General features: G+C 41.6%; 26 protein-coding genes. 7 read left to right on the top strand and 19 right to left on the bottom strand.

The window, feature by feature from the left end:
* Positions 1 to 59 precede the first annotated feature (59 nt).
* From NOS7524_RS24225 to NOS7524_RS24195, 7 genes are read right to left on the bottom strand one after another with little or no spacing between them, the layout of a single operon-like run.
* Positions 60 to 722 (bottom strand): Na(+)/H(+) antiporter subunit B, encoded by a 663-nt coding sequence (locus NOS7524_RS24225; protein ID WP_015141112.1) that lies wholly within the window; start codon positions 720 to 722, stop codon positions 60 to 62.
* Complete coding sequence (locus tag NOS7524_RS24220; RefSeq protein ID WP_015141111.1) at positions 722 to 1306, bottom strand: DUF4040 domain-containing protein; 585 nt, start codon at positions 1304 to 1306, stop codon at positions 722 to 724. The genes NOS7524_RS24225 and NOS7524_RS24220 overlap by 1 nt, the downstream gene beginning before the upstream one ends.
* Entirely contained in the window at positions 1296 to 1577 is a 282-nt protein-coding gene (locus NOS7524_RS24215; protein ID WP_015141110.1) for a monovalent cation/H(+) antiporter subunit G, read from the bottom strand. Before NOS7524_RS24215 ends, NOS7524_RS24220 begins: the two co-directional genes overlap by 11 nt.
* Positions 1574 to 1831, bottom strand: coding sequence for a hypothetical protein (locus tag NOS7524_RS24210; RefSeq protein WP_015141109.1), 258 nt, complete (start codon positions 1829 to 1831; stop codon positions 1574 to 1576). Before NOS7524_RS24210 ends, NOS7524_RS24215 begins: the two co-directional genes overlap by 4 nt.
* Positions 1828 to 2211, bottom strand: a complete 384-nt coding sequence (locus tag NOS7524_RS24205) for a Na+/H+ antiporter subunit E (RefSeq protein ID WP_015141108.1) — start codon at positions 2209 to 2211, stop codon at positions 1828 to 1830. Before NOS7524_RS24205 ends, NOS7524_RS24210 begins: the two co-directional genes overlap by 4 nt.
* Positions 2208 to 3641: a cation:proton antiporter gene (locus NOS7524_RS24200; RefSeq protein WP_041555440.1), complete on the bottom strand. Its 1434-nt coding sequence runs from the start codon at positions 3639 to 3641 to the stop codon at positions 2208 to 2210. The genes NOS7524_RS24205 and NOS7524_RS24200 overlap by 4 nt, the downstream gene beginning before the upstream one ends.
* Entirely contained in the window at positions 3641 to 3976 is a 336-nt protein-coding gene (locus tag NOS7524_RS24195) for a cation:proton antiporter subunit C (protein ID WP_015141106.1), read from the bottom strand. The genes NOS7524_RS24200 and NOS7524_RS24195 overlap by 1 nt, the downstream gene beginning before the upstream one ends.
* 437 nt (positions 3977 to 4413) lie before the next feature.
* Between NOS7524_RS24195 and NOS7524_RS24190 the strand changes: the two genes are divergently transcribed.
* The 6 genes from NOS7524_RS24190 (at position 4414) to NOS7524_RS24160 (ending at position 12227) form a co-directional block, all read left to right on the top strand.
* Positions 4414 to 5577 (top strand): DNA cytosine methyltransferase, encoded by a 1164-nt coding sequence (locus NOS7524_RS24190; protein ID WP_015141105.1) that lies wholly within the window; start codon positions 4414 to 4416, stop codon positions 5575 to 5577.
* A 253-nt stretch (positions 5578 to 5830) separates the two neighbouring features.
* Positions 5831 to 6511, top strand: coding sequence for a deoxyribose-phosphate aldolase (gene deoC, locus NOS7524_RS24185; protein ID WP_015141104.1), 681 nt, complete (start codon positions 5831 to 5833; stop codon positions 6509 to 6511).
* A 72-nt stretch (positions 6512 to 6583) separates the two neighbouring features.
* The gene (gene recO / locus NOS7524_RS24180; protein WP_015141103.1) at positions 6584 to 7564 is read left to right on the top strand and encodes a DNA repair protein RecO; all 981 of its coding nucleotides are present in this window, start codon (positions 6584 to 6586) and stop codon (positions 7562 to 7564) included.
* Positions 7548 to 9200, top strand: coding sequence for an MFS transporter (locus NOS7524_RS24175; RefSeq protein ID WP_015141102.1), 1653 nt, complete (start codon positions 7548 to 7550; stop codon positions 9198 to 9200). Before recO ends, NOS7524_RS24175 begins: the two co-directional genes overlap by 17 nt.
* A 342-nt stretch (positions 9201 to 9542) precedes the next feature.
* Complete coding sequence (locus tag NOS7524_RS24170; protein WP_015141101.1) at positions 9543 to 10691, top strand: glycosyltransferase family 4 protein; 1149 nt, start codon at positions 9543 to 9545, stop codon at positions 10689 to 10691.
* Between the two features lie 462 nt (positions 10692 to 11153).
* Positions 11154 to 12227, top strand: a complete 1074-nt coding sequence (locus NOS7524_RS24160; protein WP_216087500.1) for an IS110 family transposase — start codon at positions 11154 to 11156, stop codon at positions 12225 to 12227.
* Between the two features lie 298 nt (positions 12228 to 12525).
* Here the strand turns inward: NOS7524_RS24160 and NOS7524_RS24155 are convergent, their stop codons facing one another.
* The 10 genes from NOS7524_RS24155 to NOS7524_RS24110 form a co-directional block, all read right to left on the bottom strand.
* Positions 12526 to 12876, bottom strand: coding sequence for a four helix bundle protein (locus tag NOS7524_RS24155; RefSeq protein ID WP_015137800.1), 351 nt, complete (start codon positions 12874 to 12876; stop codon positions 12526 to 12528).
* A gap of 32 nt (positions 12877 to 12908) precedes the next feature.
* Positions 12909 to 14615, bottom strand: a complete 1707-nt coding sequence (locus tag NOS7524_RS24150; protein ID WP_015137799.1) for an ISL3 family transposase — start codon at positions 14613 to 14615, stop codon at positions 12909 to 12911.
* Positions 14616 to 14669: 54 nt separating this feature from the next.
* A complete protein-coding gene (locus NOS7524_RS24145; protein ID WP_015141100.1) occupies positions 14670 to 14852 on the bottom strand; it encodes a hypothetical protein in 183 nt (60 codons plus the stop codon).
* A 59-nt stretch (positions 14853 to 14911) separates the two neighbouring features.
* A complete protein-coding gene (locus NOS7524_RS24140; protein ID WP_015141099.1) occupies positions 14912 to 15664 on the bottom strand; it encodes a matrixin family metalloprotease in 753 nt (250 codons plus the stop codon).
* 15 nt (positions 15665 to 15679) lie between these two features.
* Complete coding sequence (gene secG, locus NOS7524_RS24135) at positions 15680 to 15913, bottom strand: preprotein translocase subunit SecG (protein WP_015141098.1); 234 nt, start codon at positions 15911 to 15913, stop codon at positions 15680 to 15682.
* 233 nt (positions 15914 to 16146) lie between these two features.
* Positions 16147 to 17745 (bottom strand): 2,3-bisphosphoglycerate-independent phosphoglycerate mutase, encoded by a 1599-nt coding sequence (gene gpmI, locus NOS7524_RS24130; RefSeq protein WP_041555938.1) that lies wholly within the window; start codon positions 17743 to 17745, stop codon positions 16147 to 16149.
* A 302-nt stretch (positions 17746 to 18047) separates the two neighbouring features.
* Entirely contained in the window at positions 18048 to 19730 is a 1683-nt protein-coding gene (locus tag NOS7524_RS24125; protein WP_015141096.1) for an ABC-F family ATP-binding cassette domain-containing protein, read from the bottom strand.
* A gap of 225 nt (positions 19731 to 19955) precedes the next feature.
* Positions 19956 to 20789 (bottom strand): Rpn family recombination-promoting nuclease/putative transposase, encoded by an 834-nt coding sequence (locus tag NOS7524_RS24120; RefSeq protein WP_015141095.1) that lies wholly within the window; start codon positions 20787 to 20789, stop codon positions 19956 to 19958.
* Between the two features lie 93 nt (positions 20790 to 20882).
* Positions 20883 to 23582: a DNA methyltransferase gene (locus NOS7524_RS24115; RefSeq protein ID WP_015141094.1), complete on the bottom strand. Its 2700-nt coding sequence runs from the start codon at positions 23580 to 23582 to the stop codon at positions 20883 to 20885.
* A 93-nt stretch (positions 23583 to 23675) separates the two neighbouring features.
* Positions 23676 to 24038 carry a helix-turn-helix domain-containing protein gene (locus tag NOS7524_RS24110; RefSeq protein WP_015141093.1) on the bottom strand — a complete coding sequence of 121 codons (363 nt, stop codon included), beginning with the start codon at positions 24036 to 24038 and terminating at the stop codon, positions 23676 to 23678.
* Positions 24039 to 24371: 333 nt separating this feature from the next.
* Between NOS7524_RS24110 and NOS7524_RS24105 the strand changes: the two genes are divergently transcribed.
* On the top strand, positions 24372 to 24806 hold the full coding sequence (locus NOS7524_RS24105; RefSeq protein ID WP_015141092.1) for a hypothetical protein: 435 nt from the start codon (positions 24372 to 24374) through the stop codon (positions 24804 to 24806).
* Positions 24807 to 24828: 22 nt separating this feature from the next.
* Here NOS7524_RS24105 and prfA read toward each other — a convergent pair whose 3' ends face one another.
* Together prfA and rpmE are read right to left on the bottom strand one after the other, a co-directional pair.
* A complete protein-coding gene (gene prfA / locus NOS7524_RS24100) occupies positions 24829 to 25929 on the bottom strand; it encodes a peptide chain release factor 1 (RefSeq protein WP_015141091.1) in 1101 nt (366 codons plus the stop codon).
* Positions 25930 to 26031: 102 nt separating this feature from the next.
* Positions 26032 to 26271: a 50S ribosomal protein L31 gene (rpmE, locus tag NOS7524_RS24095; RefSeq protein WP_015141090.1), complete on the bottom strand. Its 240-nt coding sequence runs from the start codon at positions 26269 to 26271 to the stop codon at positions 26032 to 26034.
* Between the last annotated feature and the right edge of the window lie 69 nt (positions 26272 to 26340).

The raw sequence follows: 26340 nt of genomic DNA, 5'->3' as shown, positions 1-26340 counted from the left end.
TACAACACCTCATAATCTAATATAGATTTTTGTGTGTACAAGCAGATAATGCGATCGCTCTACAACAGCCCCCGATAGCGAATAAAAATCAACACTACCGCCCAAGAACCCAAGGCGACTTTGATAGCGACAATGATATTTAAAATGGGGAGAACGCCACCACTGAATAGTGTTCCTAATTCTCCATGTGGTAACTCTATTCCCGCCAAAGTAATTACCGCCAGAACGATGAACAGCAGTACCGAAACTTTCTCCCAGGTGGCGGCGCGCCAACGTTGGTAGATTTCCTGCATCCAGGGGTAGGATGAGGTAATCGCTATCAGTCCAATCGCTGTTCCACCGGCGACACCAGCCGCGAAACCACCACCAGGGCTAAGATGTCCGCGAATTGCTAGCTCAATACCTACTATAGCGGTAATTGTTGCACCTAAACGCGCCAATATAATTGATGGTTGGTCTTTAAATTGATAGATGGTGCAGGATGAATTTTCATTGGCTAGCAGATAGTTTACACCTAAGATGGCGATAGTAAAAACAATTACCTCAAATATGGTGTCGTAGAGGCGATTACGGAAAATTATCCCTGAGACTGCATTGGGAACGCCACTATCTTTAACCACCATTTCCACAATAGAAATCTCTGTGGGAGCAAGTTCAGGATTTTGTAGAACCAGCATTTTGATGAACAATGCTATCCCTGCTAAGATGTAGACCCATTTCATCAATGTTGCTCCTGTAAGTCGGAAACGTTTACATAGGACAGGATTGTGCCTGGTGTGGCAAGTTCGGTTTGCATGATTTCATAGAGGCGTGGGATTCTGGTTGTCGTTTGATAGGGTGGAATTTCCGCGCCATCGACTACGCTATTTTGTCCACTGTCTGCTGTGGGGATACAAGTAGCGTGAATTTCTTTATCTATTAACGCCCTCTCCAAAGCTTGGGTATTGGTATAGGGAACGATTTCTAAACGCAGATAGTGTTTGTTAAAAGTAGCACGTATATCATCAATAATTGTGCTGAAATGGCGATCGCTCTCTTCCTCTCTTGACTCATCTTGAATTACCCCCAACCGCATCACCATTGATGAGCGTACCGCCACTGCATAGAGAGTAGTTGCCAACATACTCCCCATCAAGGCTTCAGTTAAAGCTACATCCACCGCGCCTAGAATGGCATCTACCAAGGCGGCGACTGCACCCAATACCCCACGAATTACTAAAGCATGGTAGGGATTGGTTTGAGTGACTAACATCCCACCCGCTAAGGGCAATAAGGCAATAATTATATAGATATAGCTATCCTTCATGATTTTCCTCTTCATAGGAACAGTGAGCTATTACGTAACCCAGCATGGTGTTCCAGACCGCTAAGGAAATAATCCCCAAGATGAGTAGCGGCCATTCACTGGGTATTTTGAGTAGCAAGCCGACAACCATCAGCATTGAGCCGAGAGTATCAGCGACGGAAAGACCATGTAGTTTAAATAAGACTGAGCGATCGCTAACTAAATGAGCCGTTCCCCAAAACCAGAAAATCAGACCGATGAATATACAGATATAACTCAAAATGTTGATCATACGTCACTCAATCGTTTTAATATTTGCGCTAGTAGCATGAAGCCAGCGTTACCCACACTCAAAATAATCACTCCCACTACACCAATCATCCAATCATCGCGGAGAACGGAGACGAACAAAATCATAATGGCTATCTTGCTAGAGATGCTGCCAAAAGCCAACATGATCTGCCAGATATCATCACTTTTCCAGGTTTCATAGATGGGGATGAGCAAGGCTGCAATCATGGCAATGATGATGATTTCCAGGTTCATGGTTTTTTCCTCGGTTGAATCTGGTGGACTTCATACCAACCCTCTTCGCGGTAATTGGTGACTATGGTTTTGGGTGTAAAGGTAATGATGAAAATATCCAAGAAAACGAGATTAGGCGATCGCTTGAGTTTGACGTGTTCGAGAATGATTTCTTCGTGTTGATGGGGACGGAAAATAATTTCAAAGGCTTCCAGATAAGCGACGGGAATAGCTACGATGATTTTGACGATTACCTGTAGCCAATCTTTTAATTTATCTGGTGATGTGTAAACGCGTGGCAATAACAGAGCAATGGCTACACCGATAATAATATTTGTCCAACTCACATTAGCTGTGAGTAGTAACCAAATTACCAGTCGTAATATGAAATACCCAATCATGCTAAAGCCATCCAAAATAGTAGGATTAAAATCAAGCTCATCATCCCAATCAAATGGTCAAATTGTTCTAATACACGGGGTATATAGACATTTAACCGTTGGAAAATCAACTTATAAGCTAACCACCCTCCAGCAATGATGGCGATCGCTTTGATGATGTCGTTGGGGTTATACGCCTGAAGATAGATGACATTGGTGGCAAATAGTCCCCCAATCAACAGTGTGACGGCTGGCCAAAAACCTGGTTTAACTAGCTGTTCTCCCTGGGGTTTATGGGGTAAAAAGATGAATTTGGCAAAGGTAATAGCTGTACCTACGGCGGCGGTATTCATGGCGATCGCTTGCCAAGGTAGCAGATTTTTCATAGTCAATATCTTCGCCCCAAAACCACACAATAAGGGCAAGCCGGAAATAGATAGACTCGCTATGACTAAGCCGATCCAAAGAGTTGTATCCATCTGCTTTTGTTGCAGTTCTGGGAATTTGCGGCTAGGTAATGAGCCTGCACTCAGAAACAGTGTTGATTTGACTAGTCCATGTGCCAAGGCATAAAAACCCCCTACTGCCGGTGCGGCCATTATCCAACCCAATTGGGAAATCGTACTCATCGCTAGTGTCCGCTTGGTATCTTTTTCCAAAACGGCACAGGATGCTCCCATCAAAGCTGTCCCCACACCAAAAATCCTGACGATGATTTCAATTTCTTCCGAAATGGCAGCGCAACGCAACAGGGGTAAAACGCTGGCTTTGACGACAACTCCCGATAGTAAAGCCGACACTGGGGTTTCTGATTCCGAGTGGGTTAAGGGTAGCCACAAGCCAGAAACAAATATTCCCGCTTTCCCCAATAGTCCCAGAAATAGCAGGGCAATAGCTTCTGGTGGTGCGCCTTTTAAGCCTGCAAAAGCAAAGGAATGATGGGTTTGATAAACCAGTACCGCGCCTACTAGATAAAACAACATTACTGTGTTGCTGACAAACAGATAACGCAACCCTACCCAAATGGAGCGATCGCTGCGGGGATAAGCGATTAACAAAAAGGCAGCAATGCCGCTTACCTCTAAAGCTACGTATAAACTAATAAAATCCGCACAGACAAAGGCCGCATTCAAGCTACCATGCACAAGAATTGTCTGAGCATAAAAAAAAGCCGTCTTATCGCTGTACCAACAGTAGATAATCACCGCAGCAGTGACTATGGCATTAGTTAAGATGAAGTAACCACTTAACTCATCGGCTACTAATGTCACGCCGAAATTGTCGAGTAAATTTAGTCTGATGGGCGACTGCTCTACAAATAACTGTACCGCATAGGCGGCGGAAGCTAGTGACCCCAACAAGGTGAGATAGCGATTGAGTTTGGGGACTAAAAAAATCAAGAACCCCAAAAAAAATGGTAGTGCAATCCAAGCGATCGTGATCGTGTTCATCATGGCGTATTGTTCTTCTCAATCTCACTGGTTTCCAAGGTGGGATTATCTCGTGCTAGTTTCATCACCCCAACTAGCATTAATGCTTGAATCGAAAAGCCAATCACAATCGCTGTCAAAATCACCGCTTGGGGAACTGGATCGGAATAGGCGGGATTTTCAACTTTGCCAACAATTGGTGAAAATAAACCATCTCGTGACGCAATCAGTACGTAGTAAGCGATCACCCCGGTACTCATCACATCCATAGAGATGATTTTCATCAACAGGTTCTTTTTAAGAATGATGCCGAAAAAGCCGCACAAGATTGTTGCGAATACAAAGGCTTCTAACACAGGAAGTATGGGTTGGGTAAGGGTAGGCAGTAATATCTAGGTAGAAAAGATAGTGGCTTGTTTTAGTTGAAATTAATTGCACTTATATGTTTTTTGATTCATTCCTTGTTATTGTTTGATTTTGTTAAGAACGAGAAATTAAAAAAATTCAGACTCAAAATTGTTTTTCTGAGACATTTAAATCCAGGAGTTGCAATTATTCTAAAAAAATTTAAATAAACCTAAACATTCAATAATCTTACTATCAACCGGTATACCTGTTATCATAAGAATATCTTATGTCAATCATTGAATTTCACCAGGAGTCTGGAAAATCGCTTTGGCTTTGATGAATCCTATGTAGTCATGTTTGATGATTTCAGAGTTATTTGCAACCCCTTTTCCATATTTACCGTCTAGTAATTAATAAATTTTATAAGTGAGACGAAAATATACAAATGATTTTTATTCCTCGTATTTTCTCGTTCTTTTCTGGTTCAGGTTTTTTAGATTTAGGTTTTGAAGCAAGCGGTTTTAATATCTTTTATGTCAATGAAATCTTTTCTCCGTTTATGGCTGCATATCGTTATTCACGCGAGATGCTGAAATTACCGTCGCCAGAATATGGATATCATCATGGAGAAACAGGAGATATAACTCAACTGTTCGCAGGTGTACAAGCACAGCAGCTTCAAGAATTAGTTAAAGATTGTCGGCATTCAAATAATATTGTTGGTTTTATTGGTGGCCCGCCTTGTCCTGATTTCTCCATTGGAGGTAAAAATAGGGGTGATGCAGGAGATCAGGGTAAACTTTCGGCTGCTTATGTGGAATTAATTTGTCGAAATTTACCAGATTTTTTTTTATTTGAGAACGTTAAGGGTTTGTGGCGCACGAAGAAACACCGTCAATTTTTTGAATCGCTAAAACTTCAGTTACAAAAAGCAGATTATATACTAACAGAAAATTTAATTAATGCGATTGAGTATGGTGTACCTCAAGATAGAGAAAGAATTATTTTATTGGGATTTCAAAAAAATTTTTTGGATGATATTGGCATCAAGGTTATTAGTGATTCTGGATTATCATCTATTAATTTTCCCTGGTTGAATCATATTTTGTATCCTCAAAACAAGGTTTTTACTTATCCTTGGAGTCAATGCGAACCATTTCGTGAGGATTCTGTAATTCCTTGTCCTGATGGTATTCCGCAAGCACTGACAGTGGAATATTGGTTTAGAAAAAATGCTGTTTCAGCACATCCTAACGCTCACCATTACTTTCAACCCAGAGCAGGTATGCAAAAATTCGCCAGTATTGCGGAAGGTGATGATACAAAAAAATCTTTTAAACGTCTACATCGCTGGCGTTACTCTCCCACAGCTTGCTATGGTAATAATGAAGTGCATTTACATCCTTACAAAGCTAGGCGAATTTCTGTAGCAGAAGCTTTAGCAATACAATCTTTACCTGCAAATTTTGTTTTGCCAGAAAATATGTCCTTAACCAATATGTTTAAAACTATAGGCAATGGTGTACCATATTTGGCATCAAAAGCATTAGCTCAAAAAATTCTGGATTTTTTAGTATCTGGTCGGGAAAAATTCCCAATTTTAAATTAAGGTAATCAAATATCATCTAGATGATGGGAATAGTATATTTTTCTTGATGCTGGAGGGTAAGTATTACTGAAAATATTTTGGTTCAATGTTAAGTAAAATACCTATCTTAGCTGCTTGTACTCAATATTCGGTATATACGACTGAGCCTGTAGTGAGTTTTCAGGTTAGACTCGGAATAGATATGGTTTAATTAATTATCAGAATCTTAATTTTTTATAAAGACTTATAGTTCAATTAGTTTGGTAAAAATACGATGGCAGCAGACTATCCAGATATTGATATTGCGCCATTGATCGATCATGCGCTGTTAACGCCAACAGCTACTCCAGAGCAGGTTGAGCAATGGTGTCAACAAGCAGATAGATTTAATTTCGCGTCGGTTTGTGTGTATCCTGCTTATGTCAAACAAGCCGCAGAACTCTTACACGGTAAAAAGCCTAAAGTTTGTACAGTAATTGGTTTTCCTACGGGGGCGACAACTAGGGCTGTCAAGTTGTATGAGGCTCAAGAAGCAGTAGAAAACGGGGCTACAGAGTTAGATGTAGTCATGAACTTAGGTTGGCTAAAAGTTGGTAAAACCGATGCCATTCACCGAGAAATTGCTGAAATTTGTGAGGAAACAGGGCAATCTGTGAAGGTGATTTTGGAAACCAACCTGTTGACGGATGCAGAAAAAAAACTAGCCGCCGAAATTGCTATGGACGCAGGAGCAGCATTCTTAAAAACCAGTACAGGTTGGAATGGTGGGGCTAGTGTATCGGATGTCAAACTGTTGAAGGAAGTAGCACGAGACAGAGTAGGAATTAAAGCCTCTGGGGGAATTCGGACTCTAGAGCAAGCTTTAGACTTAATATTGGCGGGTGCTACGAGGTTAGGCACATCTCGGAGTATTGATTTGATCCGAGAGCGCGATAACCTGGAAAAAGGTAGCTAGTCTCACTCATTTGTCATTTATTTTTTGTCTTCACATAATGACTAATGACTAAGGACTAATAACTAATAACTAATGAGTAAAACCTATAAAGCAACGGGTATCAATCTCAAAACCCAAGTGCTAGGAGAATCAGATAAAATAGTGACTATTTTGACACGAGAATTCGGTTTGATTCGAGCAGTTGCCCCAGGCGCACGTAAGCATAATTCTAGCCTTGGCGGTAGAAGCGGGATGTTCGTCGTCAACGAGCTACTGATTGCTAAAGGGCGATCGCTCGATAAAATTACACAAGCTCAAACAGTCAAAACTTATCCGGGTTTGTCTCAAGATTTAGGAAAATTAGCTGCTAGTCAGTATCTAGCCGAAATAGTTCTTTGTCAGGCTTTGAGTGAACATCCCCAAGAAGAACTCTATGAGTTACTCAATGAACATCTTCAGCGATTAGAGGCTTTGCCTAGAACAGAGCCATCTAGTATCTTAGCCTGCCTAGCTCATGCCGTTTTTCACCTCTTAGCCTTAGCAGGACTCACCCCCCAAGTTCAAACCTGTTGTTTAACCCAACGCCCTCTCATGCCAGACTCCAGCAACCCCAACTGGCAGGTAGGTTTTAGCATCCCATGTGGTGGAATTATTTGTTTAGAAGCTTGGGAAAATTTACGAAAAGAAGCCAACAGAAGTGCAAGCAGACAAGGGAGAGCAGGAGAGCAGGGGAGAAGAACTGTTAACCAATCCCCAGTCCCCAGTCCCCAGTCCCCAGTCCCAAATCCCCAGTCCCCAATCCCCAGTCCCCAGTCCCCAAAACCTGACTACCAAACAGTTGTACATCGGCAAGAACTTCCTGTCATTTCTGTGCGTTTGAATGCTCAAGAACTTGCCATGCTCCAACAGATGTCACAACCAGAGATAATGCAAATTAATAACACCAGCTATCAAAGCTGGTTATCTGTGGAGCAGATTTTGCGCCAGTATGCTCAGTATCATTTAGGTCGCCCTATTCGCTCTGCTACTTTAATCGATTCTTATTTTGCTGCCAACCATGATACAACCGTCTGATTTGGATACAAAAATTCTGCCGTTGTCACCCACTCATCCCAGAAAACCGAATAGGGCATCAGATCCTACTACATCAAATTATTTGAGTGCTGTTCCTCAGTCTATTCCTAGTCACATTGATAGTGAAGACAAGTCTGCACCAAATATTTCTCCAAATGGGAAAAGTTGGACATCGGAAATACCAAAAACTGATGTGCCAGAACCATCAGCAACAAAATTCCCAGAGCAATTAACTCATAGTGATACCAGAAGTGAAGACAACGCCAAAGGTATACCAGTAACTTCTACTCCCTGCCAAGAATCTACATCATTATTAGATGATTCTGGTTCTGGTGGGGAAGCAGCATCAGGTACTACGCAAAAGCAGGGGTTTGCACCTGTATTTAGTAACCCTAATTTTTTGGCGCTTTGGGGTGGTCAAGTTTTTTGCCAATTGGCAGATAAAGTCTATTTGGTACTGATGATTGCCTTGATTAATACTCAGTTTCAGGGCAGTAATCAAAGTATCAGTGGTTGGGTATCAGCTTTAATGATGGCTTTTACTATTCCTGCCGTGCTGTTTGGTTCGGTAGCTGGTGTATTTGTAGATCGGTGGTCAAAAAAGACTGTGTTAGTAGCCACCAATGCTTGGCGTGGCATTTTAGTGTTAGCCATTCCCGCTCTATTGTGGTTAACTCATGATTGGCAACCCATAGGGATGATACCTGTAGGTTTTGCCATTATTTTAGCTGTGACTTTTTTAGTCTCCACATTAACCCAGTTTTTTGCACCAGCAGAACAGGCGGCAATTCCTTTGGTGGTGAAGGAACAGGATTTACTATCGGCCAACTCCCTCTATACAACAACAATGATGGCTTCGGTAATCATAGGGTTTGCAGTAGGAGAACCGTTATTGGCACTGGCTGATACTATTTGGGCGCAACTGGGTGGTAGTAATGGCTTGGGTAAAGAAATTTTAGTTGGTGGTAGTTATGCGATCGCTAGTATCATCTTGCTACTATTAGTCACCAACGAAAAAACCCACGCACCGGAAACCGAGTTTCCTCACGTATTTTCTGACCTGCGCGATGGTTTAAGCTACCTGAAAGATAACTCTCATGTCCGTAATGCTTTACTGCAACTGATGATTTTGTTTTCAGTGTTTGCAGCTTTAACTGTTTTAGCAGTTCGCATGGCAGAAATCATACCTAACCTGAAAGCTTCCCAATTCGGCTTTTTATTAGCGGCAGGCGGTGTGGGAATTGCAGCTGGAGCTACGATTTTGGGTCAGTTTGGTCAGCGTTTCTCTTATACTCAACTCAGTTTGTGTGGATGTTTGGGTATGGCAGCATCTTTGATGGGTCTTTCTCTGTTCACTACTCAACTCTGGCTAGTCTTGCTATTCGTAACACTGCTAGGTGTTTTCGGTTCATTGGTAGGTATCCCGATGCAGACTACCATTCAAACACAAACCTTACCAGAAATGCGTGGTAAGGTATTCGGTTTACAAAATAATGTGATTAATATTGCCCTGTCTCTACCTTTAGCATTAGCAGGTGTAGCTGAGACTTTTGTCGGTTTAAAGGCTGTATTTATGGGATTAGCGGCGATCGTCTTTTCTGGAGGTATCTTCTCTTGGTATAACTCCCGTGATTAATTATCATCTTCCCAGGCAGATTTATCTACTGCCTCAACATCACTACTAACTGACTGAAAGCAAAAGCTTTCATGCTAAACTTATTTCAGGAAAATTTTATCGCCAACTTGCTGGGTATCGGGTTAAATTGAGCCAGATAAAGCTGTTGCAAATGTACGTTAATGTACAATAGAAAAACAAGATAAATAAGCCCATGAATTATCTACTTTAGTAAACCTAAAGTTTGGCATGATGGCTAGTTTAGGGTGGGAATATATGCTAAATAAACAGCCAGCAAGTAAAAACTGATAAAAAAAATTCAAAATAAATAATTAAACCCACTCTTCTGATAGCTGAGAAAGAATGCGTATAGCCTGGATTGGAAAAAAATCACCCTTTTGTGGCAACGTCACTTACAGTAGAGAAATCACAAACGCCTTGCTAGACAGAGGGCATCAAGTTAGCTTTCTCCACTTTGCTCAAGAAGAACCTGAAGTAGACAACTGGCCGAATTTTCAAGAGGTTTCCCTGCCTTTCCTTTACAAGTCGCAGGTTTACACCATCCCCACTTTCAAAGCAACTAAGGTTTTAACTAAGTCACTCAAGGAAATTAAGCCAGATATTGTCCACGCCTCCTTGACTTTATCTCCCCTTGACTTTGTACTACCAGAAATCTGTGAACAATTAAATTTGCCCCTCATTGCGACATTTCACACCCCATTTGCAGGTAAGGGGGCAAAACTAATTTCAGGCACACAACTTTTAGCATATCAACTATATGCGCCTTTTTTGGGTAATTATGATCGCGTGATTGTATTCTCTCAAATCCAGCGTGAACTGTTGGGACGAATGGGTGTACGAGAAGAAAATGTGGCTGTGATTCCCAATGGTGTCGATACTGTCAAATATTCCCCTGGCTATTCCACAATTAAAGCTGAATTTCAAGCTGAACGTCTGTTTGTTTATCAAGGACGACTAGCTCCAGAGAAAAACGTAGAATCATTGCTACGTGCTTGGAAGCAGGCAGGCATGGGGCCAAATAGTAAATTGTTAATTGTTGGTGATGGCCCCTTAAGAACTTCTTTAGAACCATTTTATGGTGCTGAATACAACATTATTTGGTTGGGATTTGTGGCAGATGAAGCCCGACGGATCGAAATTTTACGGGGTGCAGATGTATTTATTTTGCCTTCATTAGTAGAGGGTTTATCGCTATCACTACTAGAGGCTATGGCCTGTGAGTTAGCTTGTATCGCTACAGATGTGGGTGCAGATGGTGAAGTATTAGAAAAAGGTGCAGGAGTAGTCTTAAATCCCAAGACAGTGCGATCGCAACTGAGAACTCTTCTTCCATTATTTCAAGACCATGCTGAGTTAACAACATTACTGGGACAAAAAGCTAGAAAGCGTGTACTAGATTTATATACTCTGAGTAAAAATATTACTCAATTAGAAGAACTGTATCGGGAAGTTTTAGCACAGCGCCCTGTAAAACTCAGTTGGGGAGCATAGGGTATCAAAAACGTAGCTTACTTCATTCTTCATTCAGAATTGAGTCCAAAATTTCTGGTGTTAATCCTCGCGCTTGAGCATTCCGGCTAATCTCACTCATTATTTCCTCTAAGGGTCTTTTGCTTCGAGTTGCATCACCAAGTTTAAGACTAAGTAATGGGTTCTTGGCAACTTTTGGTGATCTTAGCCGGGGGAAGGCAGAGGGCAGTCCCAATGAAAAAATTTCATCACCATGAATGAAAATGTGGTAACTTCCAAGATAAGGCTGATACAAGCGAGGTTGTTTCCTTATTAGAGCATCAGAGCCTGAAGGGCAGTCTAACCTGGATATCGAGAGGAATTACCAATTGTCGCCACTGAGCAATTTTTTGGTTTTAGTGAGCACGCAAGTCAGAATCTACTATTTAGATATCCACGTATTAGCCCCCTATCAATTTTGAAAGTTGTAGTAGCTCAAGAGATATGCAGGTAGTCTACAATCGTTGTGCAGGACTAGATGTACACAAAAAGACGGTGGTAGCTTGTGTAATTACCCCGAAGTCTTCGTCCGGATGGCACAAGGAAATACGCACATTCACTACAATGACTCAGGACTTGTTAAAACTTTCTGACTGGTTAACAAGTCACAATTGTACTCATGTAGCAATGGAGAGTACTGGAGAGTACTGGCGACCTGTATTTAATATCCTAGAAGGAAACTTTGAAGTTATGTTAGTTAATGCCCGTCATATAAAAGCGGTGCCAGGACGCAAAACAGACATCAAAGATTCGCAGTGGATTGCCGAACTACTACAACATGGGTTGTTACGTGCGAGTTTTATTCCCCCTGTGGAGCAAAGAGATTTGCGCGATTTAACTCGTCATCGTAGCAATTTTATTCGCGAAAGAGTTAACTTAGTGAATCGAGTCCAAAAAGTGCTGGAAGCTGCTAATATCAAACTTGCCTCAGTTGCCAGTGACGTAATGGGTGTGTCAGGACGAGCAATGCTAGCTGCGATTGTTGAAGGTAGCGCTAGTCCTGAACTGATGGCGGACTTGGCAAAAGGAACCATGCGAAAAAAGCACGATTTACTGATTCAAGCACTTGAGGGTAGAGTTCGTCCTCATCAACGATTCATTCTTGCACAGCTACTGTGTCAAATTGATAGCATAGACGAAACAATTAAATGTTTTGACCAACAAATTGAGGAATATTGCCGCCCTTTCGACCAAGCGGTTGAGTTAGTTGACACCATACCTGGTGTTGCTCGTCGAACTGCTGAGATCATTGTCTCGGAAATTGGCACGGATATGAGTCGCTTCCCAAGTGCCGAACATTTGGCTGCTTGGGCTGGGGTTGCCCCTGGAAACTATGAAAGTGGCGGTAAGAAGCTTTGTGACGGCACTCGCAAAGGTAATCGAGTTTTACGAACTATTTTGGTTCAAGCTGCCCATGCTTTGGCTCGAACTAAAACTTACCTTGCTGCACAGTTTCGTCGTCTGTCGGCACGACGCGGAAAAAACGCGCTGCGGTTGCTGTTGCACATTCTATTTTAACGATCGCTTACCATCTCATATCACGTCAAGAACCTTATAAAGATTTAGGAGCTGATTATTTCGACAAACATCGACATGTAAGTGTCAAGAAACGTTTGATTAAACGCCTAGAAAAACTTGGTTATCAAGTTAGTGTTGAACCTGTTCCGGTCGCAATTTAAACCTGTAATCAATATTTTGTTTCGGCTGTGTCGCCATTCAACGACAATAGCCACATACTTTCTTTAGTTTTTTACCAAAGTTTGATTTTCAAGTCAGAGGGCAGAAGGCAGAAGTCGGAAGAGTAGAAGTAATAATTTCAACCCTTGAGTTTGTTTAAAGTAGCAACTAATATACTTTGCATTTCCTCAACTTCATTTAATACGGGAGTGAAAAGGTCTTTATCAGCTAAATCTACTTCTTTGGCAATGATTAATTGCGTATCAAGTTCTCTCAAAGAACCTAGCGCAATATGTAAAAACTGGATATATTCTGGTTTGGAACGCCTACCATAGCCTTCAGCTATATTAGACGCTACAGATACGGATGAACGGCGTATTTGACTAGTTAAACCGTACAATTCTGACTGAGGAAATAGGCGGGTAAATTTATAACAATTGATAGCAAGTTGAACTGCCCTTTGCCAGATAAACTGATTTCTATAACTCATATAATCAAGTGTAAATTGTCAAAATTTTCTTTTCAAATAGCCAACAGAAATCGTCGTTCTAGTAAGTCTATCTTGGCGCGACCATACATCTGCCGTTTTAACATTTTCAGTCGATTAATATGCCCTTCAACTGGGCCATTACTAACTGACATAGTTACACCTGCTTTCACAGCATCGTAGTCAGACTCTAAACTAACAGCAAAGGAGCGCAACAAAGAAACCAAGCTGTTTTTAGCTTTGTTTAACCAAGCATCGAGCTGCTCAGGCAGGCGTTGACGCACAAGAGATGCAAACTGTTGTGCTAGTTCAATAGCTGACTTCAAATCCGAATGGGCTTTTTGTAGTTGAGCGATGACTTCACGCTCATTAGGCTGTATTAATTCTGGTCGTCGCAAGACTAAAGCTGTGACGCGACTGGGGGTGAGAGGACGATGGGCGCAAGAGCTAACCCTGGGGGAAGCGTTTTTTCTTGAACCTTTTGCTGGCTCAAATCCGGGCAAGGTCTTGAGATAACGAGTGAAGCGAGCGACCGTGGCATAACTACCGGTATAGCCGCAGGTGCGAATTTCTTCAAACAGTTCTTGGGTGTTGTGGTTCCCGCTATTCCAGCGACTGAGGAGGTAATCATGATAAGGGTTGAGAAGACTCAGACCGTGGTCGCTACGTTCACGACGTTCGGTAAAAGTTGAGCTACGCAAGTAATTGAATACGGTAGTTTTAGAAACTCCCAGCTCTTGAGCGATTGCTAGCCCTGATAAGCCAATAGACCGCAGTCTCCAAACTTGCTCATGGATTTCTCTGCGTCTATCCCGTGCTTTGGCGGATTGAACTTTTCTTTTTAAAGATGTGTTTTGGGGAAACCTTGGCACAACTGGACTCTTATTAGTCTCAGCAATCATGGAAAGGTTGTTTGCTGTTTCCACCTCTAAATGCACTTTAGTATCAGTATTAAAGACTTGTTTTTCCACTTCTTTTAGTGTTTTGGCGTGATTACCAAAGACTTGATAAAGCGTTTGAGATAAGTTCTGCAATAGATGAAAGCGGTCTGCAACTTGAATGGCTTCTGGCGCACCTTGGCGAATACCACTTTCATAAGTTTTTGACCGATCTCGTGAGACGACTTTGACACCAGGGTGAGCTTTTAACCATTCTGCCAAAGTTTCAGCCTTTGCATCTTTGAGTAGAGCAATTGGTCGTCTGCGTTCGAGATCAATTAGTGCTGTGCCGTAAGTTTTACATTTACGAAAACAAAAGTCGTCTACCCCAAGAGTATGTGGCGTTACGATGGGTGGTAGTGGAATTGAGCGGACTAAATTTAATAGCGTGTTGCGAGAAACTTTTATCCCCAAGTCCTGTGAGAGTCTTACCCCTGCTGCACCACCATTAGCTAAACCAATCGCACTCAGTCTTTGAGCTAAACGTAGAGTTCTTCTCGCCCAAGGTGCGGTAACATTGGTCAGCCTTTCTGCAAAAATGCGCCGTTTACACAATTTATTAAGGCAAAAAAACTTCCGCACCCTTAACTGTAAAGTAATGCTGTAATCAGCCCAGGGTAAATCTGCTAACTTTCGCTCATAGCGACTATGAATTTTATGAGTTGGTTGGTTACAAACTGGACAATTAACTACTCTATTGATAGCAGAAACAATCAACTTTATCTGAGTTTTTATCTCGTCAAGAATGCAATTTTCAAGTTTCAGGTTTGCTGAATCTGGTAATAGATAACTTAGCACTGACATAACCAAGCTGAGGCTTATCCCTCAAATGTTTGATGGAGTGAAGTTTGACGTATCTCAATTATATCTTTCTAACTTCTGCCTTCTGCCTTCTGCCCTCTGCCTTCCCCCAACCAAGATCACCAAAAGTTGCCAAGAACCAAGTAATGCTTCAAATTTACGACGCTGTTCTTCAGAAGCTGCCTCAAAGATACGGGCAGCCTCAGCATTAACACGAATTGTGATAGTTTTAGTTTCCATAATAGGTATTTGGCGTTTAACTGATTATATTTTTATCTAGGAATTAATTAATAGCTAAATCACCAACCCAAACTGGTAGGCTGTTGATAAATCCGCTTTAGGGTATTCACATCTCTGGGAGAAATCGGGGGTGGGTTGCGGACTTGAGAAAAGTAAAGCACATCAGTTTCTATTGGACTATGACCCCAAATTCCCAAGGCGTGACCGAGTTCATGACGGGCGGCTGCAAACAGATAATTACCAGTCTGGCTGGGACTCAAAAGAATTTGAAAGCGGTGTAATAAAACATTATTGTTAGTGTATAGCTCGTAACGCGCCAGAGCAGAACGCGCACGGGTAATTTTATTGTCACGGGAAAACTCCAGAGGTGGTGTTTTGCGCTCGATAGTAATATCAGCACTCTCTGGTTGTTCTACAACTATCAAAGGTAAATAATTATTCCATTCCTGTACAGCTTGTAAGACCATTTCAACCCATGTTTGAGCCTGTTGGGGATTAATTGCTTGTGGTCGTTGGATATGAACTTTAACAGGAAATTGCGACCAAACTAAATAGCCTACCCCAGTCGTTGTGACTTGGGAGAAATAATCACCACTATTTGTGCTATCTTGCCATTGTGCTAATTGAGGCGGTAAAGGATGAGGTTTGAGGGTGGGGGAAGGGAGGCTTGCTCCTAGGGGCTGAATAAATTGGAGGTTGATAAAAATAACTAGCAGCCCTGTACTGATAAATAATACAAAGGCTGCTAGTAAACGTTTGAGGATGGAATTTTTCAGGCTATGAGGTGTTGGAGAGAGAATTTTCTGCCCCATTGACCTATTTCCCTTTTACTTAGGTAACCAGCCAGCACTTAAAACTACTGTTAAACCCATAAAAATGACTGTCAGCGCCCAGGTAACTCGGTTAAGGGTGTTTTCGGCGCTTTTGGTACTGCTGAACAATTGGGCTTGTCCACCTATAGCTCCAATCCCATCGCCTTTGGGGCTATGCAGTAATACTAAAACAATCATGCCCAGGGCAGAAAGCGCCCAAATGATTTGCACAATACTGGTAACTGTCATGGTAGCAATCTCTTTTATAAAAGTTTCAAAACACAGTTAGAAAACAGTTATAGCAGGTTACAGGTTACAGGTTACAGAGTTAAAAGCCCTTCAGTGTATAGGTTTTATCATCTATTGATTTCCTAACCACCTTGGCTATTGCTATAGCAACTTAATGCTAACTGTTTTCTCGTAAATCACAGGATAAGTTGCCACCTGTCCCCTGTCACCTGTCACCTGTCACCTGTTCCCTCTCACAGCCCTACTGGTACAGGAGTACGAGTGCGTTGCACATCATATTCTGCTGGTTGCAGTAGCGATCGCCCGGTCATTTCTGGTGGTTGGGGTAGCTGTAAAATCTCTAGAATTGTCGGTGCAATGTCAGCTAGTTTGCCATCACTTCGCAGTTCGACATTTGTACCATATCCAGGAATTTTGACTCTTTCACCCTCCACTAAAATTAGGGGGACTGGATTAGTTGTGTGCGCCGTCCAGGAATTGCCTTCTTCATCTAGCATATACTCGGCGTTACCGTGGTCGGCGGTGATAATTGTTGTCCCGCCAGCTTTGCTCACACCTTCTAACAAGCGACCTAAACAATGATCTACTGTTTCAATTGCGGTGACAGTAGCATCCATTTGACCAGTATGCCCTACCATATCCGGGTTAGCATAGTTGATCACCACCAAGGAGTAGACACCCTTTTCAATGGCAGCGATCGCTACCTCAGTTACTGCTTCTGCTGACATGGTTGGGGCTTTGTCATACGTCGCTACCATGGGACTACTGACCAATTCCCGGTCTTCTCCAGCAAAAGGTTCTTCTAAGCCACCATTAAAGAAATAGGTGACATGGGCATACTTTTCAGTTTCGGCAGTGCGTAACTGCTGTAAACCATGATTGGCGATGACTTCACCCAGAATATTACTTAAATTCTGCGGCTCAAAGGCTACAGATACAGACAAATCAGAATCATACTGCGTAAATGTCACAAACGACAGAGGCTTGATTTGCTCTCTTGCAAAACCAGTAAATTCGGGACTGACAAAAGCTTGAGTTAATTGTCTGGCGCGATCAGGACGGAAGTTGAAGAATATCACCCCATCTCCTGGCTCGACAGCACCGGGAGCAATCCGCACTGGTACGATGAATTCGTCAGTCACCCCTTCAGCATAAGATGCTTGTAGGACATCCACCGCTTTGCGACCATCACCGTTGCCAGCTTGCGTCATAACATTGTATGCTTGCTGGACTCGATCCCAACGGCGATCGCGATCCATCGCATAGTAACGACCACTGATAGTCACTATGCGCCCAATTCCGGCTTTCTCTACGTATTCTTCTAAAGCATTGATTGCTTTTATACCATCCGTTGGTGCAGTGTCACGACCATCAGTAATGGCATGAATACAAACTTCTGAAATTCGCTGATCTTTGGCTAAGTCAAGTAGTCCGAACAGATGGGTGATATGTGAGTGTACTCCACCCTCAGAACACAGCCCAACTACATGCAGCTTGCCATTCCGAGAGCGAACTTCCTGGCAAATTTTGACAAGAGCTGAGTTGCTGAGGATAGAACCATCTTCCACAGCATCAGAAATGCGTACCAATTCTTGTGGTACGACTCGACCTGCGCCGATGTTCAAATGGCCAACTTCAGAGTTACCCATTTGACCCTCTGGCAATCCTACGGCTTTCCCTGATGTGTGGATGAGGGTATGCGGGTAAGCTGCCCATAAACTGTCCATAATTGGAGTTTTGGCAGCGATAATCGCGTTTCCTCGCTTCTCCTCGCAGTAGCCCCATCCGTCTAAAATGACTAGCACCACAGGAGCAACAGGTGCTTTGGTCATAGTAAAATTGCCCTTTACTTTTTGTAATACCCGAATGATACCACTGCTAACCACCACTGCAAGTGAATTTCTGCCTATTAACTTCTTTTATGACATCATTCTATTTCTTTTAGCTTTTCTTAAACCCTAGTGATTGTTGCATATATTTTTTGATAAACAAGTTACTCAGACAACTTAGTAGCAGCCTAAAAACACTACCCATTCACTTCAATTTGGACAACAAGCAAGTTAAGAAGATGAGGGAGATTGAAAATCTGTCTTCCCCCATTCCCCATTCCCTACTCCCTACTCCCTATTTTCAGCTATTTCTTTTTCGCTGCTTTAGCAGCTTTTTTTGCTGCTTTCTCAGCCGCGATCGCTTCTAATCTGGCTGCTTCTTTTTCTTCAGCAATTTTTGCCAGATAATAGTGGTAATCACCCAGGTAGACACGAAATTCACCATCACGAATTTCGACGATTTTGTTAGCCACCTGAGAAATAAAATACCTGTCGTGGGAAACTATAATTGCTGTGCCATCATAGTTTTGTAGTGCTTCCTCTAACATTTCCTTGGCAGGAATGTCTAGGTGATTGGTTGGCTCATCTAGGATGATTAAGTTAGCGGGACGTAAGAGCATTTTCGCTAGTGCTAAACGCGCCTTTTCTCCTCCACTTAATGCTTCTACTTGCTTAAATACTGTGTCACCAGCAAATAAAAACCGTCCCAATAGAGTGCGGACTTCTTCGTTTTTCCAATCAGGAACTTCATCATGGATGGTTTCCATGACTGTTTTTTGCAAATCCAAAGCCTCAGCTTGATTTTGCTCAAAGTAACCAGGGATAACGTTGTGTTCGCCTAATTCTACAGTCCCTTCTGTGGGTGGTTCTACACCCATAATCATGCGTAGTATGGTAGATTTGCCTGCACCGTTGGGGCCAAGAAAAGCGATGTGATCGCCTCTTTCAATTAGTAGATTTGCACCCAAAAACAGAATCTTGTCACCGTAGGTATGGGTTAAATCTTTAATTTTGACTACCTCTCTTCCACTCCGAGGTGCGGGGGGAAAGCGGAAGTGCAAAGTTTTGACGCTGGCTGTGGGTGCTTCGATGCGTTCGATTTTATCGAGTTGCTTCTCACGGCTTTTGGCTTGGGTGCTGCGGGTAGCACTGGCGCGGAATCTATCCACAAACGCCTGTTGTTTATCAATTTCTTTTTGCTGGCGTTCGTAAGCACTCAGTTGCGCCAATTGACTTTCGGCTTTTTGTTGGAGGTAAGCAGAATAGTTTCCTAAGTAAGTGCTAGAAACACCGCGTTCAGTCTCGACAATTTGGGTGCAGAGGCGGTCAAGGAACTCTCGGTCATGGGAAACTATCACCATTGGGGTAGTCAGCCCTTTCAGGTAATTTTCTAACCACTCAATGGTTTCTAAATCGAGGTGGTTTGTTGGTTCGTCCAGCAGTAAGACATCTGGTTTTTGCAGCAGAATCTTACCCAAACTCATCCGCATTTGCCAACCGCCAGAGAAAGCACTAACGAGGCGATCGCCGTCTTCTTGCTCAAATCCCATTTCTGGGAGAATTTTCCCGATGCGTGCTTCTAAGCCATAGCCGTCTAAAGCTTCAAACTGGCGTTGTAAGCGATCTAATTTATTAATTAGCTGATCCAGTTCCTCTGGAGTCGCTGTTTCCATTTCCCGTTGCACCTGCGTCAAAGCCAGCTGCGCTTGGTTAGCTTCTTTAAATACAGTCCAAAATTCTTCTCTAACTGTGCGGGCTGGATCTACTTCAAACTCTTGATTCAGGTAAGCTATGTGCAAGCTCGCAGGACGAATAATTTCGCCAGATGTCGGTTCAAGTTCCCCCATGATGATTTTCAGTTGGGTGGACTTTCCAGCACCGTTGACACCGACTAAACCAATGCGATCGCCTGGCTTGACTTCCCAGTTAATATCTTTGAGAACTTCGCCTGTAGGATAAATTTTACTAATATGTTCTAATCGCAGCATCGAGTTTCTCTCAGTTAGGAATTATGGATATTTGCGGACGAAGTACCAACACTGTGTCCAATATTAACAAAAATTAACCAAAAATTCGTCGTCAGAAACTCTTTTTCGTTGAGTAATCGTAAAGTTCCAAGCTATTTACTCAATTCTCGCTTTCAAACTTACACCACCCTCGATAAATAACAGAATCTTCTCTTCTCTTTTCTGTCACCTGTCACCTGTCACCTGTCACCTATCCCCTGTCCCCTTTGTTCTTTGTGCAGCCTGTTGTACTTCCTCCACACTCAAGTTTAAAGCTTGTGCTATTTGTTCTATACTCAAACCTGCTGCCAACATTGGTGGTACTGCTTGTAATTTACCTATACGTACACCTTCCTCTCTACCTTCCTCTCTGCCTTCCTCTTTACCTTCTTGAAAAACATCCTGAAAATATCTGGTATTCCTTAACTCACTGAGGCTAAACATTTCCTCTATCTCCTCTTTCGTGATTGTGGGAAACTTATACAACAAGATAGTCTCTATTAATTGTAATAATTGCTGTTGTTTGTTTGGGGAGTAAGTTTCTAATCTTGTTCTTTCTATCAACTCCCTAGCTTGGATAATTGCTGTATCTTCAGATGCTACTATTAGCTTGACCGTTGCAATACCAATTGGCAATGATGTCTCTGGACTTAACTCATCAAGATAAATACACCTAACTCTCTGACTAATAAAGAACTCTCTGTAATGTTTAATATCTCCTATATCTATACTTCTGTTTGGGTATAAAACCACAGCACCCCAATCATTGACAGGTTGATTTTGCCGGAGATATAAGCAAATTTCTGCCATTAAACGTGAATAAATTCTTTCATCTGGTTGAAACTGCACTTCCACAAAGTAAATCGGCTGTTCAGTTGTGACTGTAGGAACAAATACCCCATCAATCCTAAAAGATGTTTGTTTGATTTCAACGGATGAGAATTGGTAAATGCTGGCGACATCGGGAGAATTACCAATCAACTCAAAGAAGATATCTGGAAATTCTTGAAATAGGCGATAAAAAATGCTATCTGTTTTCACTATCTTTCATACCCAAAGTGTTCTTATACATTGCTTGCTATTTCTCCAACATCGCGGACTTCCAAAACTTGCTATTTTATGATTTCTGATATCCTATGTAATTTCTTCAATTGGACACCAAGGTCCAATAATATTTATTCCTTGTTTCTCTTTTGCTGCTAATTCTGAATTTAAAGTCAGCAGTTTTTCTAAAATATCATCCTTAGAATTAAATCCGTAAGCTTGCATGACTAATTTATCTAACTGCTGATGTAATTTATAAAGCTGGCTAGTTGGTTCATCAAAAAATTTATTGTAGAGTGTGGTGATTCCCCACTGTTTTGACTCCATTTGTTGTGTGCGATATTGATGGAGTTCTTCAGCTTTAGCGCGAATTTGTTTAACTAATTGAGCTTCTGGTTTTTGAGGAAAGGGGAATGTCTCAAAACAGGTATTGTGAGTATAAGCAATATCTGATTTTAAAGTTGATTTTTGAGTATTCATCCAAATACGATGAACTTTAGATGAGAGCATACCAAAGATATAGAAATCATGAGTAGTGACAACAATTGATTTATCCCCAGGTAGCCAATTTAAAGGAGCAGGAATAAATACAGCCCATTTTGAAACTCTGGGAACTGTAAAATAGCGAGATAGAGGTAATAAAGCCTTCCTCATAGCTGGCCTTTTTTCCCCATATTTCCACCAATTAATCCTAGTGACTTCTCGGCGATTATTATCTCGTTGTGGCTTCACAGTCGATTTAATATGTTCAAACGGTAATCGATAATCACTAGCCTCCTCAATACTCATATCATTGAAATCAACAATCCAACGTTCCGGCTTACCATGAGGATTTTTAGCGAGATTTGCACCCATTGAAAATAGCTTTAATACCTCTTGATTTTTGGTATCAGCTTTAATCCAGTCTTGTACCTGCTGTTCAGTGACTATAAATCCCTCGCCAACTGGAATTACCCCCTGAAAACATTTATTTAAGTTAGCTTTTAATCTAACAGCTTGAGAAACATCAATTGTAGACTTCAATGAAGAATTAATTTGTGAAACTATCTGATCATCTAAATAATACTTTTGCGGGTTGCTTTTACTCCAGTTAACAATACTAACGTGAACATTAGCCTCACCAGACCAAGGCTGAGTAGAAACAGCCTCATGAATATAGCCACCATTTTGAGTAATGTAATCTAATGCCGCAACTCTACTTTTACCCTGACTAATAGAGTTAGTAGCAACTAATCCTGCTCTACCATTTTTATCAATATGTTCATGCGCCAACCTAAACCAATAAGCACAAAAATCTACAGAGTCTTTAACATCAGTAAACCGATTAAAAACTCTATCAATATATTCATCTCCTAAAACTATTCTCATGTGCTTACCACCCAAAAAAGGTGGATTCCCAATAATTGCATCAGCCTTTACCCATTTCTTAAATAGTGCATCCTGACAAACAATATTGTTATCCAAACTATCCAAAGGCAAAGCAGGCTCAGTCAATTTTAAATTATCAATCGCAATCTTCCGCGCAATCATCAGCGTCACTCTAGCTAATTCCACCGCAAAAGGATTTGTATCTATACCAAAAAAATTCAATGGTGTCACAAATCCCATTTGCATTTGTTTATCTTCTGACTTCCGACGCTGGGAAATTTTATCAAGCAACAACATTTCTATCCGCTTGAGTTCTTGATAAGCAATGTAGAGAAAATTTCCCGAACCACAAGCCGGATCAAGTACACGATAACTTTGTAATTCTAATTGCAGCTTAGACAGTTCACCAATTGTATTAGCCGCTTCTATTCTTTCTTCCCAATAACGGCTAATTGTCGGACGCACAATTTTCATAATGTCCGCTTCTGAGGTGTAGTGAATACCTCTGGCATGACGCTCTATTGTATCTATCGTACTTTCAAATAAATTGCCAAAAATAGCTGGACGTACTTGACTCCAATTTTCCTTAGCTGATAACTCTAAAAAATTTAATTCTTCCTTAGTTAATTCAATAGGATGAATAACCGAAAATAACCCACCATTAAAATAATCTACTCCCTGATAACGACCAGCAGGTGTAATTCCTGGTTGATTCATCTCCCGAAATAATCCACCCAAAATATCATAAGAACTCGACCCATTGATACAATCTTCAACACAAGAAATAAACATATCACGGGGTAAAAGCTGTCTATCTTCTGCAAACATTGCTAATACACATTGCAGGATAAATCGCTGTGCTGTTAACTTTTCAATTTTGCGTTTCTCTAATTCCAGCAGCATCTCACCCATGCGACGTGCTGCCCGTTCTGTCACTTCTACCTGATTGTTACGGAAGATAGGAGCTTTTTCTCCTAATTCCATAAATCCAAATGCTCCCGCCCGTTCTGGTAGCTGCTCTAGGGGAATTACATCTACAGGTGTATCTAATTGGATATCAAAATCAAAAATCCAAAACTCATCAAAATTGCAAAGAATAACATATTTAGGACGTTGGGGTACTAACCGTGTCCAATAATCGAATGCTTGGGAGTAATGCTTGCTCAAATCCTCTCCGCGCTTCTTCATTTCAATTAACACGCGGGGTTTCCATACCAAATCAGCAAAACCCGTTTTACCCTTCTTGCTACCTTTTTTAATCGCTTCTTCGTAAATAGCTCCCGCTTCCAATGCGCCCTCGTGTCCAAAAGCCCTAAAAAAGCGGTCTAAAAAAGTTTGTGCTTCTTTCCTTTCTTGTCCTGTAATGTGTTGTTGGCAAAAACTAACAAATTTATTCAGGCTTTCAGGTGTTGCTTTTACCATTTGATTGCGGGATTAGTCCGGGTACTTTTAACTATTCCCATGTTATAAATTCATCAGCACAAATGGTAATAAAAATCTCCATAATTGTTTCATTTAACTAGCTTTCGCTTCTTCATCTAATGCTTGTGCAACAGCCGCTAGTCTATCCGCAGCCGCTTGCACAACTAAAGCTACATGACTCAAAGGCATATGCTTGATTTGTCGTAGAATCAAAGTCAAATCAGAAGTTTCTGGGATTGGTTTACCCTCTAAACAACAGAGTAACTCTTCCATTGTGTAGCCTGCTTTAGCTGCAATTTGAGCCAAATTCTCTGTGTCTGGCACTTTTAAGCCTTTCTCCCACATCTGAACAGCCGTTGCAGAAACCCCCAACGATTTACCAAAGGCTCGCTGACTTAGCGAACCACGAGCCAATTTAATTATTTCAATCAGTTTTTGTCTGCTTTCAACGTTCACTGCTTTTATGGCTAGTCAACTTTAATTTACAAATTTAGTTGTAACACTATCAGTTTACTTTTTCAGGAATTAGTCAATGGTCAATAGTCAATAGTTAAAAGCCAAAAGTAACATTTATTACGATTAATCACGTATATTTTGACTGTAGTCTGTTAGTTAAGTAAGTCCGATTTTTGATTGACAGAGTTTTCTTTTAGCTGTAGAGTATATAATCTCAGGTTTTAATACTGCAACTCAAGTAATAAGTAAAAATACTGTGACATAGGTAGTCTTGAGCGCAAATTCATTTGCTAAGGCTGCAATATCAGTATGTGTATTCAAGAAAGGTGCATCATGTCTCGGACGCTACGCAGAATTAATCAATATCGCCGTAAAAATAAAAATTTAATTGCAGCTAATAAAATTAAACCAGAAAAATGGTGCATATCTAACACTGAAGCCCAAGCAGCTTTAAACGCTAAAGGCTATAACGTCAAACAAATAAAAAAAATTTATTGTCTCAAATATCAAGTCTGTATCTCTTACTGGGATACAAAAGGCAATATATGCAGCAGCTTTTTTAGCTATCGAATTTTTATCCGTTGGCAAAAGGAAGTAGAAAATTTAATCTATGGATGCCAAATCCTCAAAGAATGGCAGAAGTTAAATTATTTGTTAAAACACGAATTTGCTTATTACCAATATCCCAGCGAGATGGAAGCAGAACTGCAAACGGCATTAGAAAACCGCCTGAGTGTGTTAACAAATACAGCACCACAAGCGGTTTGATCATGATTAATTATAGTGACGATTAGCCAGCAGCACCAGAAGCAGCTAACTCTGCTAATCGTTCTTGCTGATCTTGAGAAATACAAGATTGGATGAGTGATTCTATATCTCCTTCCAAAACAGGGTTAAGGGAGAAGTTTTGACCTAAACGGTGGTCGGTCGCGCGGTTATCTTTATAGTTATAAGTGCGAATTTTTTCTGAGCGCGATCCAGTCCCAACTTGCGATCGCCGCATCGAAGTTACTTCTTCTTGTTGTTCCCGTAACTTCATTTCATACAATTTCGCCCGCAGAATTTGCATCGCCCGTTCTTTGTTTTGCAACTGGCTACGTTCTTCTGTACAAAAAATCCTTATTCCTGTGGGTTTGTGCATCAAGTCAACGGCAGTTTCTACCTTGTTGACGTTCTGTCCACCCGCACCACCGGAACGCGCTGTAGTCATTTCAATATCTTTCGGGTCAATATGGATTTCTACTTCATCCACCTCTGGCATAATTGCCACTGTCGCCGTCGATGTATGAACCCTTCCCCCAGCTTCAGTTGCGGGTACACGCTGCACACGATGTACACCAGCTTCAAATTTCAGCTTACTGTAAACGCTCTCACCCTGAATTTCCAGAATCACTTCTTTGAAGCCGCCCATTTCACCCAGAGATTCACTCACCAACTTGACTCGCCAACCCTGACTATCAGCGTAGCGAGAATACATTCGCAGTAAGTCTCCAGCCCAGATACTGGCTTCGTCGCCACCAGTACCAGCGCGAATTTCCAACATAATGTTTTTATCGTCGTTGGGGTCGCGGGGTAGTAGCAACACCTTCAAACGAGTCTCTAGATATTCGATTTTCTCTTCTAATTCATCAACTTCCAGGGCTGCTATTTCTTGCAACTCTGGATCACTGTTTGCCTCTTTGAGTACCTGACGCGCCCCTACTAATTCTTCCTGAGCTATTTTCCAAGTTTCGTAAGTATTGACTACCTCTTCTAAAGAAGAACGAGACTTGGCAATTTTTTGATACTCATCGGGGTTTTGGGCCGTATCAGGGTCAGCAAGACGACGAGTTAATTCATTGAAGGTTTGTTCAACGGATTTAAGTTTCTCCAGCAGGTATGTTTCAGCCATAACGAGTGCGATCGCTCCTTAAAAAAATAACAAGTTGGCTCGGCAAAAAATGACAAGCGACCCAGCAGACGCAGGGTCGTCGTTAACAGCAGAGCCAACCCGCTACTTTTTGTTTTGGTCGCCAGCAGCTTGAGTGCTGCTCATACCGTATTTGCGGAGGAATCTTTCTACTCGACCCTCAGTGTCAATAATCTTCTGAGTTCCGGTATAAAATGGGTGGTTTCCAGACCAAACATCTACGTGTAATTCTGGTTTGGTAGAACCAACAGTCATGACAACTTGACCGTTACAGTACACTTTTGCTTCTGGATACCACTGGGGATGAATATCAGGTTTAGCCATTGTTCCTTTTGTGGTGAATCTATAGAAATTATAACTTTTTGCTTGTAATTAGAGACTGGGTATTGGTGA

This window comes from Nostoc sp. PCC 7524 (genome assembly GCF_000316645.1).
Taxonomy (GTDB): domain Bacteria; phylum Cyanobacteriota; class Cyanobacteriia; order Cyanobacteriales; family Nostocaceae; genus Trichormus.
This window is presented reverse-complemented; position numbering and strand designations above follow the sequence as displayed.

Excerpts from the sequence above, each read along its gene's own strand:
- NOS7524_RS24160 (WP_216087500.1), top strand. The coding sequence starts at position 11,154 with ATGCAGGTAGTCTACAATCGTTGTGCAGGACTAGATGTACACAAAAAG.
- NOS7524_RS24145 (WP_015141100.1), bottom strand. The coding sequence starts at position 14,852 with ATGGAAACTAAAACTATCACAATTCGTGTTAATGCTGAGGCTGCCCGT.
- NOS7524_RS24150 (WP_015137799.1), bottom strand. The coding sequence starts at position 14,615 with ATGTCAGTGCTAAGTTATCTATTACCAGATTCAGCAAACCTGAAACTT.
- NOS7524_RS24115 (WP_015141094.1), bottom strand. The coding sequence starts at position 23,582 with ATGGTAAAAGCAACACCTGAAAGCCTGAATAAATTTGTTAGTTTTTGC.
- deoC (WP_015141104.1), top strand. The coding sequence starts at position 5,831 with ATGGCAGCAGACTATCCAGATATTGATATTGCGCCATTGATCGATCAT.
- gpmI (WP_041555938.1), bottom strand. The coding sequence starts at position 17,745 with ATGACCAAAGCACCTGTTGCTCCTGTGGTGCTAGTCATTTTAGACGGA.
- NOS7524_RS24205 (WP_015141108.1), bottom strand. The coding sequence starts at position 2,211 with ATGATTGGGTATTTCATATTACGACTGGTAATTTGGTTACTACTCACA.
- NOS7524_RS24170 (WP_015141101.1), top strand. The coding sequence starts at position 9,543 with ATGCGTATAGCCTGGATTGGAAAAAAATCACCCTTTTGTGGCAACGTC.
- rpmE (WP_015141090.1), bottom strand. The coding sequence starts at position 26,271 with ATGGCTAAACCTGATATTCATCCCCAGTGGTATCCAGAAGCAAAAGTG.
- NOS7524_RS24125 (WP_015141096.1), bottom strand. The coding sequence starts at position 19,730 with ATGCTGCGATTAGAACATATTAGTAAAATTTATCCTACAGGCGAAGTT.
- NOS7524_RS24215 (WP_015141110.1), bottom strand. The coding sequence starts at position 1,577 with ATGATCAACATTTTGAGTTATATCTGTATATTCATCGGTCTGATTTTC.
- recO (WP_015141103.1), top strand. The coding sequence starts at position 6,584 with ATGAGTAAAACCTATAAAGCAACGGGTATCAATCTCAAAACCCAAGTG.
- prfA (WP_015141091.1), bottom strand. The coding sequence starts at position 25,929 with ATGGCTGAAACATACCTGCTGGAGAAACTTAAATCCGTTGAACAAACC.
- NOS7524_RS24225 (WP_015141112.1), bottom strand. The coding sequence starts at position 722 with ATGAAATGGGTCTACATCTTAGCAGGGATAGCATTGTTCATCAAAATG.
- secG (WP_015141098.1), bottom strand. The coding sequence starts at position 15,913 with ATGACAGTTACCAGTATTGTGCAAATCATTTGGGCGCTTTCTGCCCTG.
- NOS7524_RS24190 (WP_015141105.1), top strand. The coding sequence starts at position 4,414 with ATGATTTTTATTCCTCGTATTTTCTCGTTCTTTTCTGGTTCAGGTTTT.
- NOS7524_RS24155 (WP_015137800.1), bottom strand. The coding sequence starts at position 12,876 with ATGAGTTATAGAAATCAGTTTATCTGGCAAAGGGCAGTTCAACTTGCT.
- NOS7524_RS24105 (WP_015141092.1), top strand. The coding sequence starts at position 24,372 with ATGTCTCGGACGCTACGCAGAATTAATCAATATCGCCGTAAAAATAAA.
- NOS7524_RS24175 (WP_015141102.1), top strand. The coding sequence starts at position 7,548 with ATGATACAACCGTCTGATTTGGATACAAAAATTCTGCCGTTGTCACCC.
- NOS7524_RS24140 (WP_015141099.1), bottom strand. The coding sequence starts at position 15,664 with ATGGGGCAGAAAATTCTCTCTCCAACACCTCATAGCCTGAAAAATTCC.
- NOS7524_RS24200 (WP_041555440.1), bottom strand. The coding sequence starts at position 3,641 with ATGAACACGATCACGATCGCTTGGATTGCACTACCATTTTTTTTGGGG.
- NOS7524_RS24210 (WP_015141109.1), bottom strand. The coding sequence starts at position 1,831 with ATGAACCTGGAAATCATCATCATTGCCATGATTGCAGCCTTGCTCATC.
- NOS7524_RS24220 (WP_015141111.1), bottom strand. The coding sequence starts at position 1,306 with ATGAAGGATAGCTATATCTATATAATTATTGCCTTATTGCCCTTAGCG.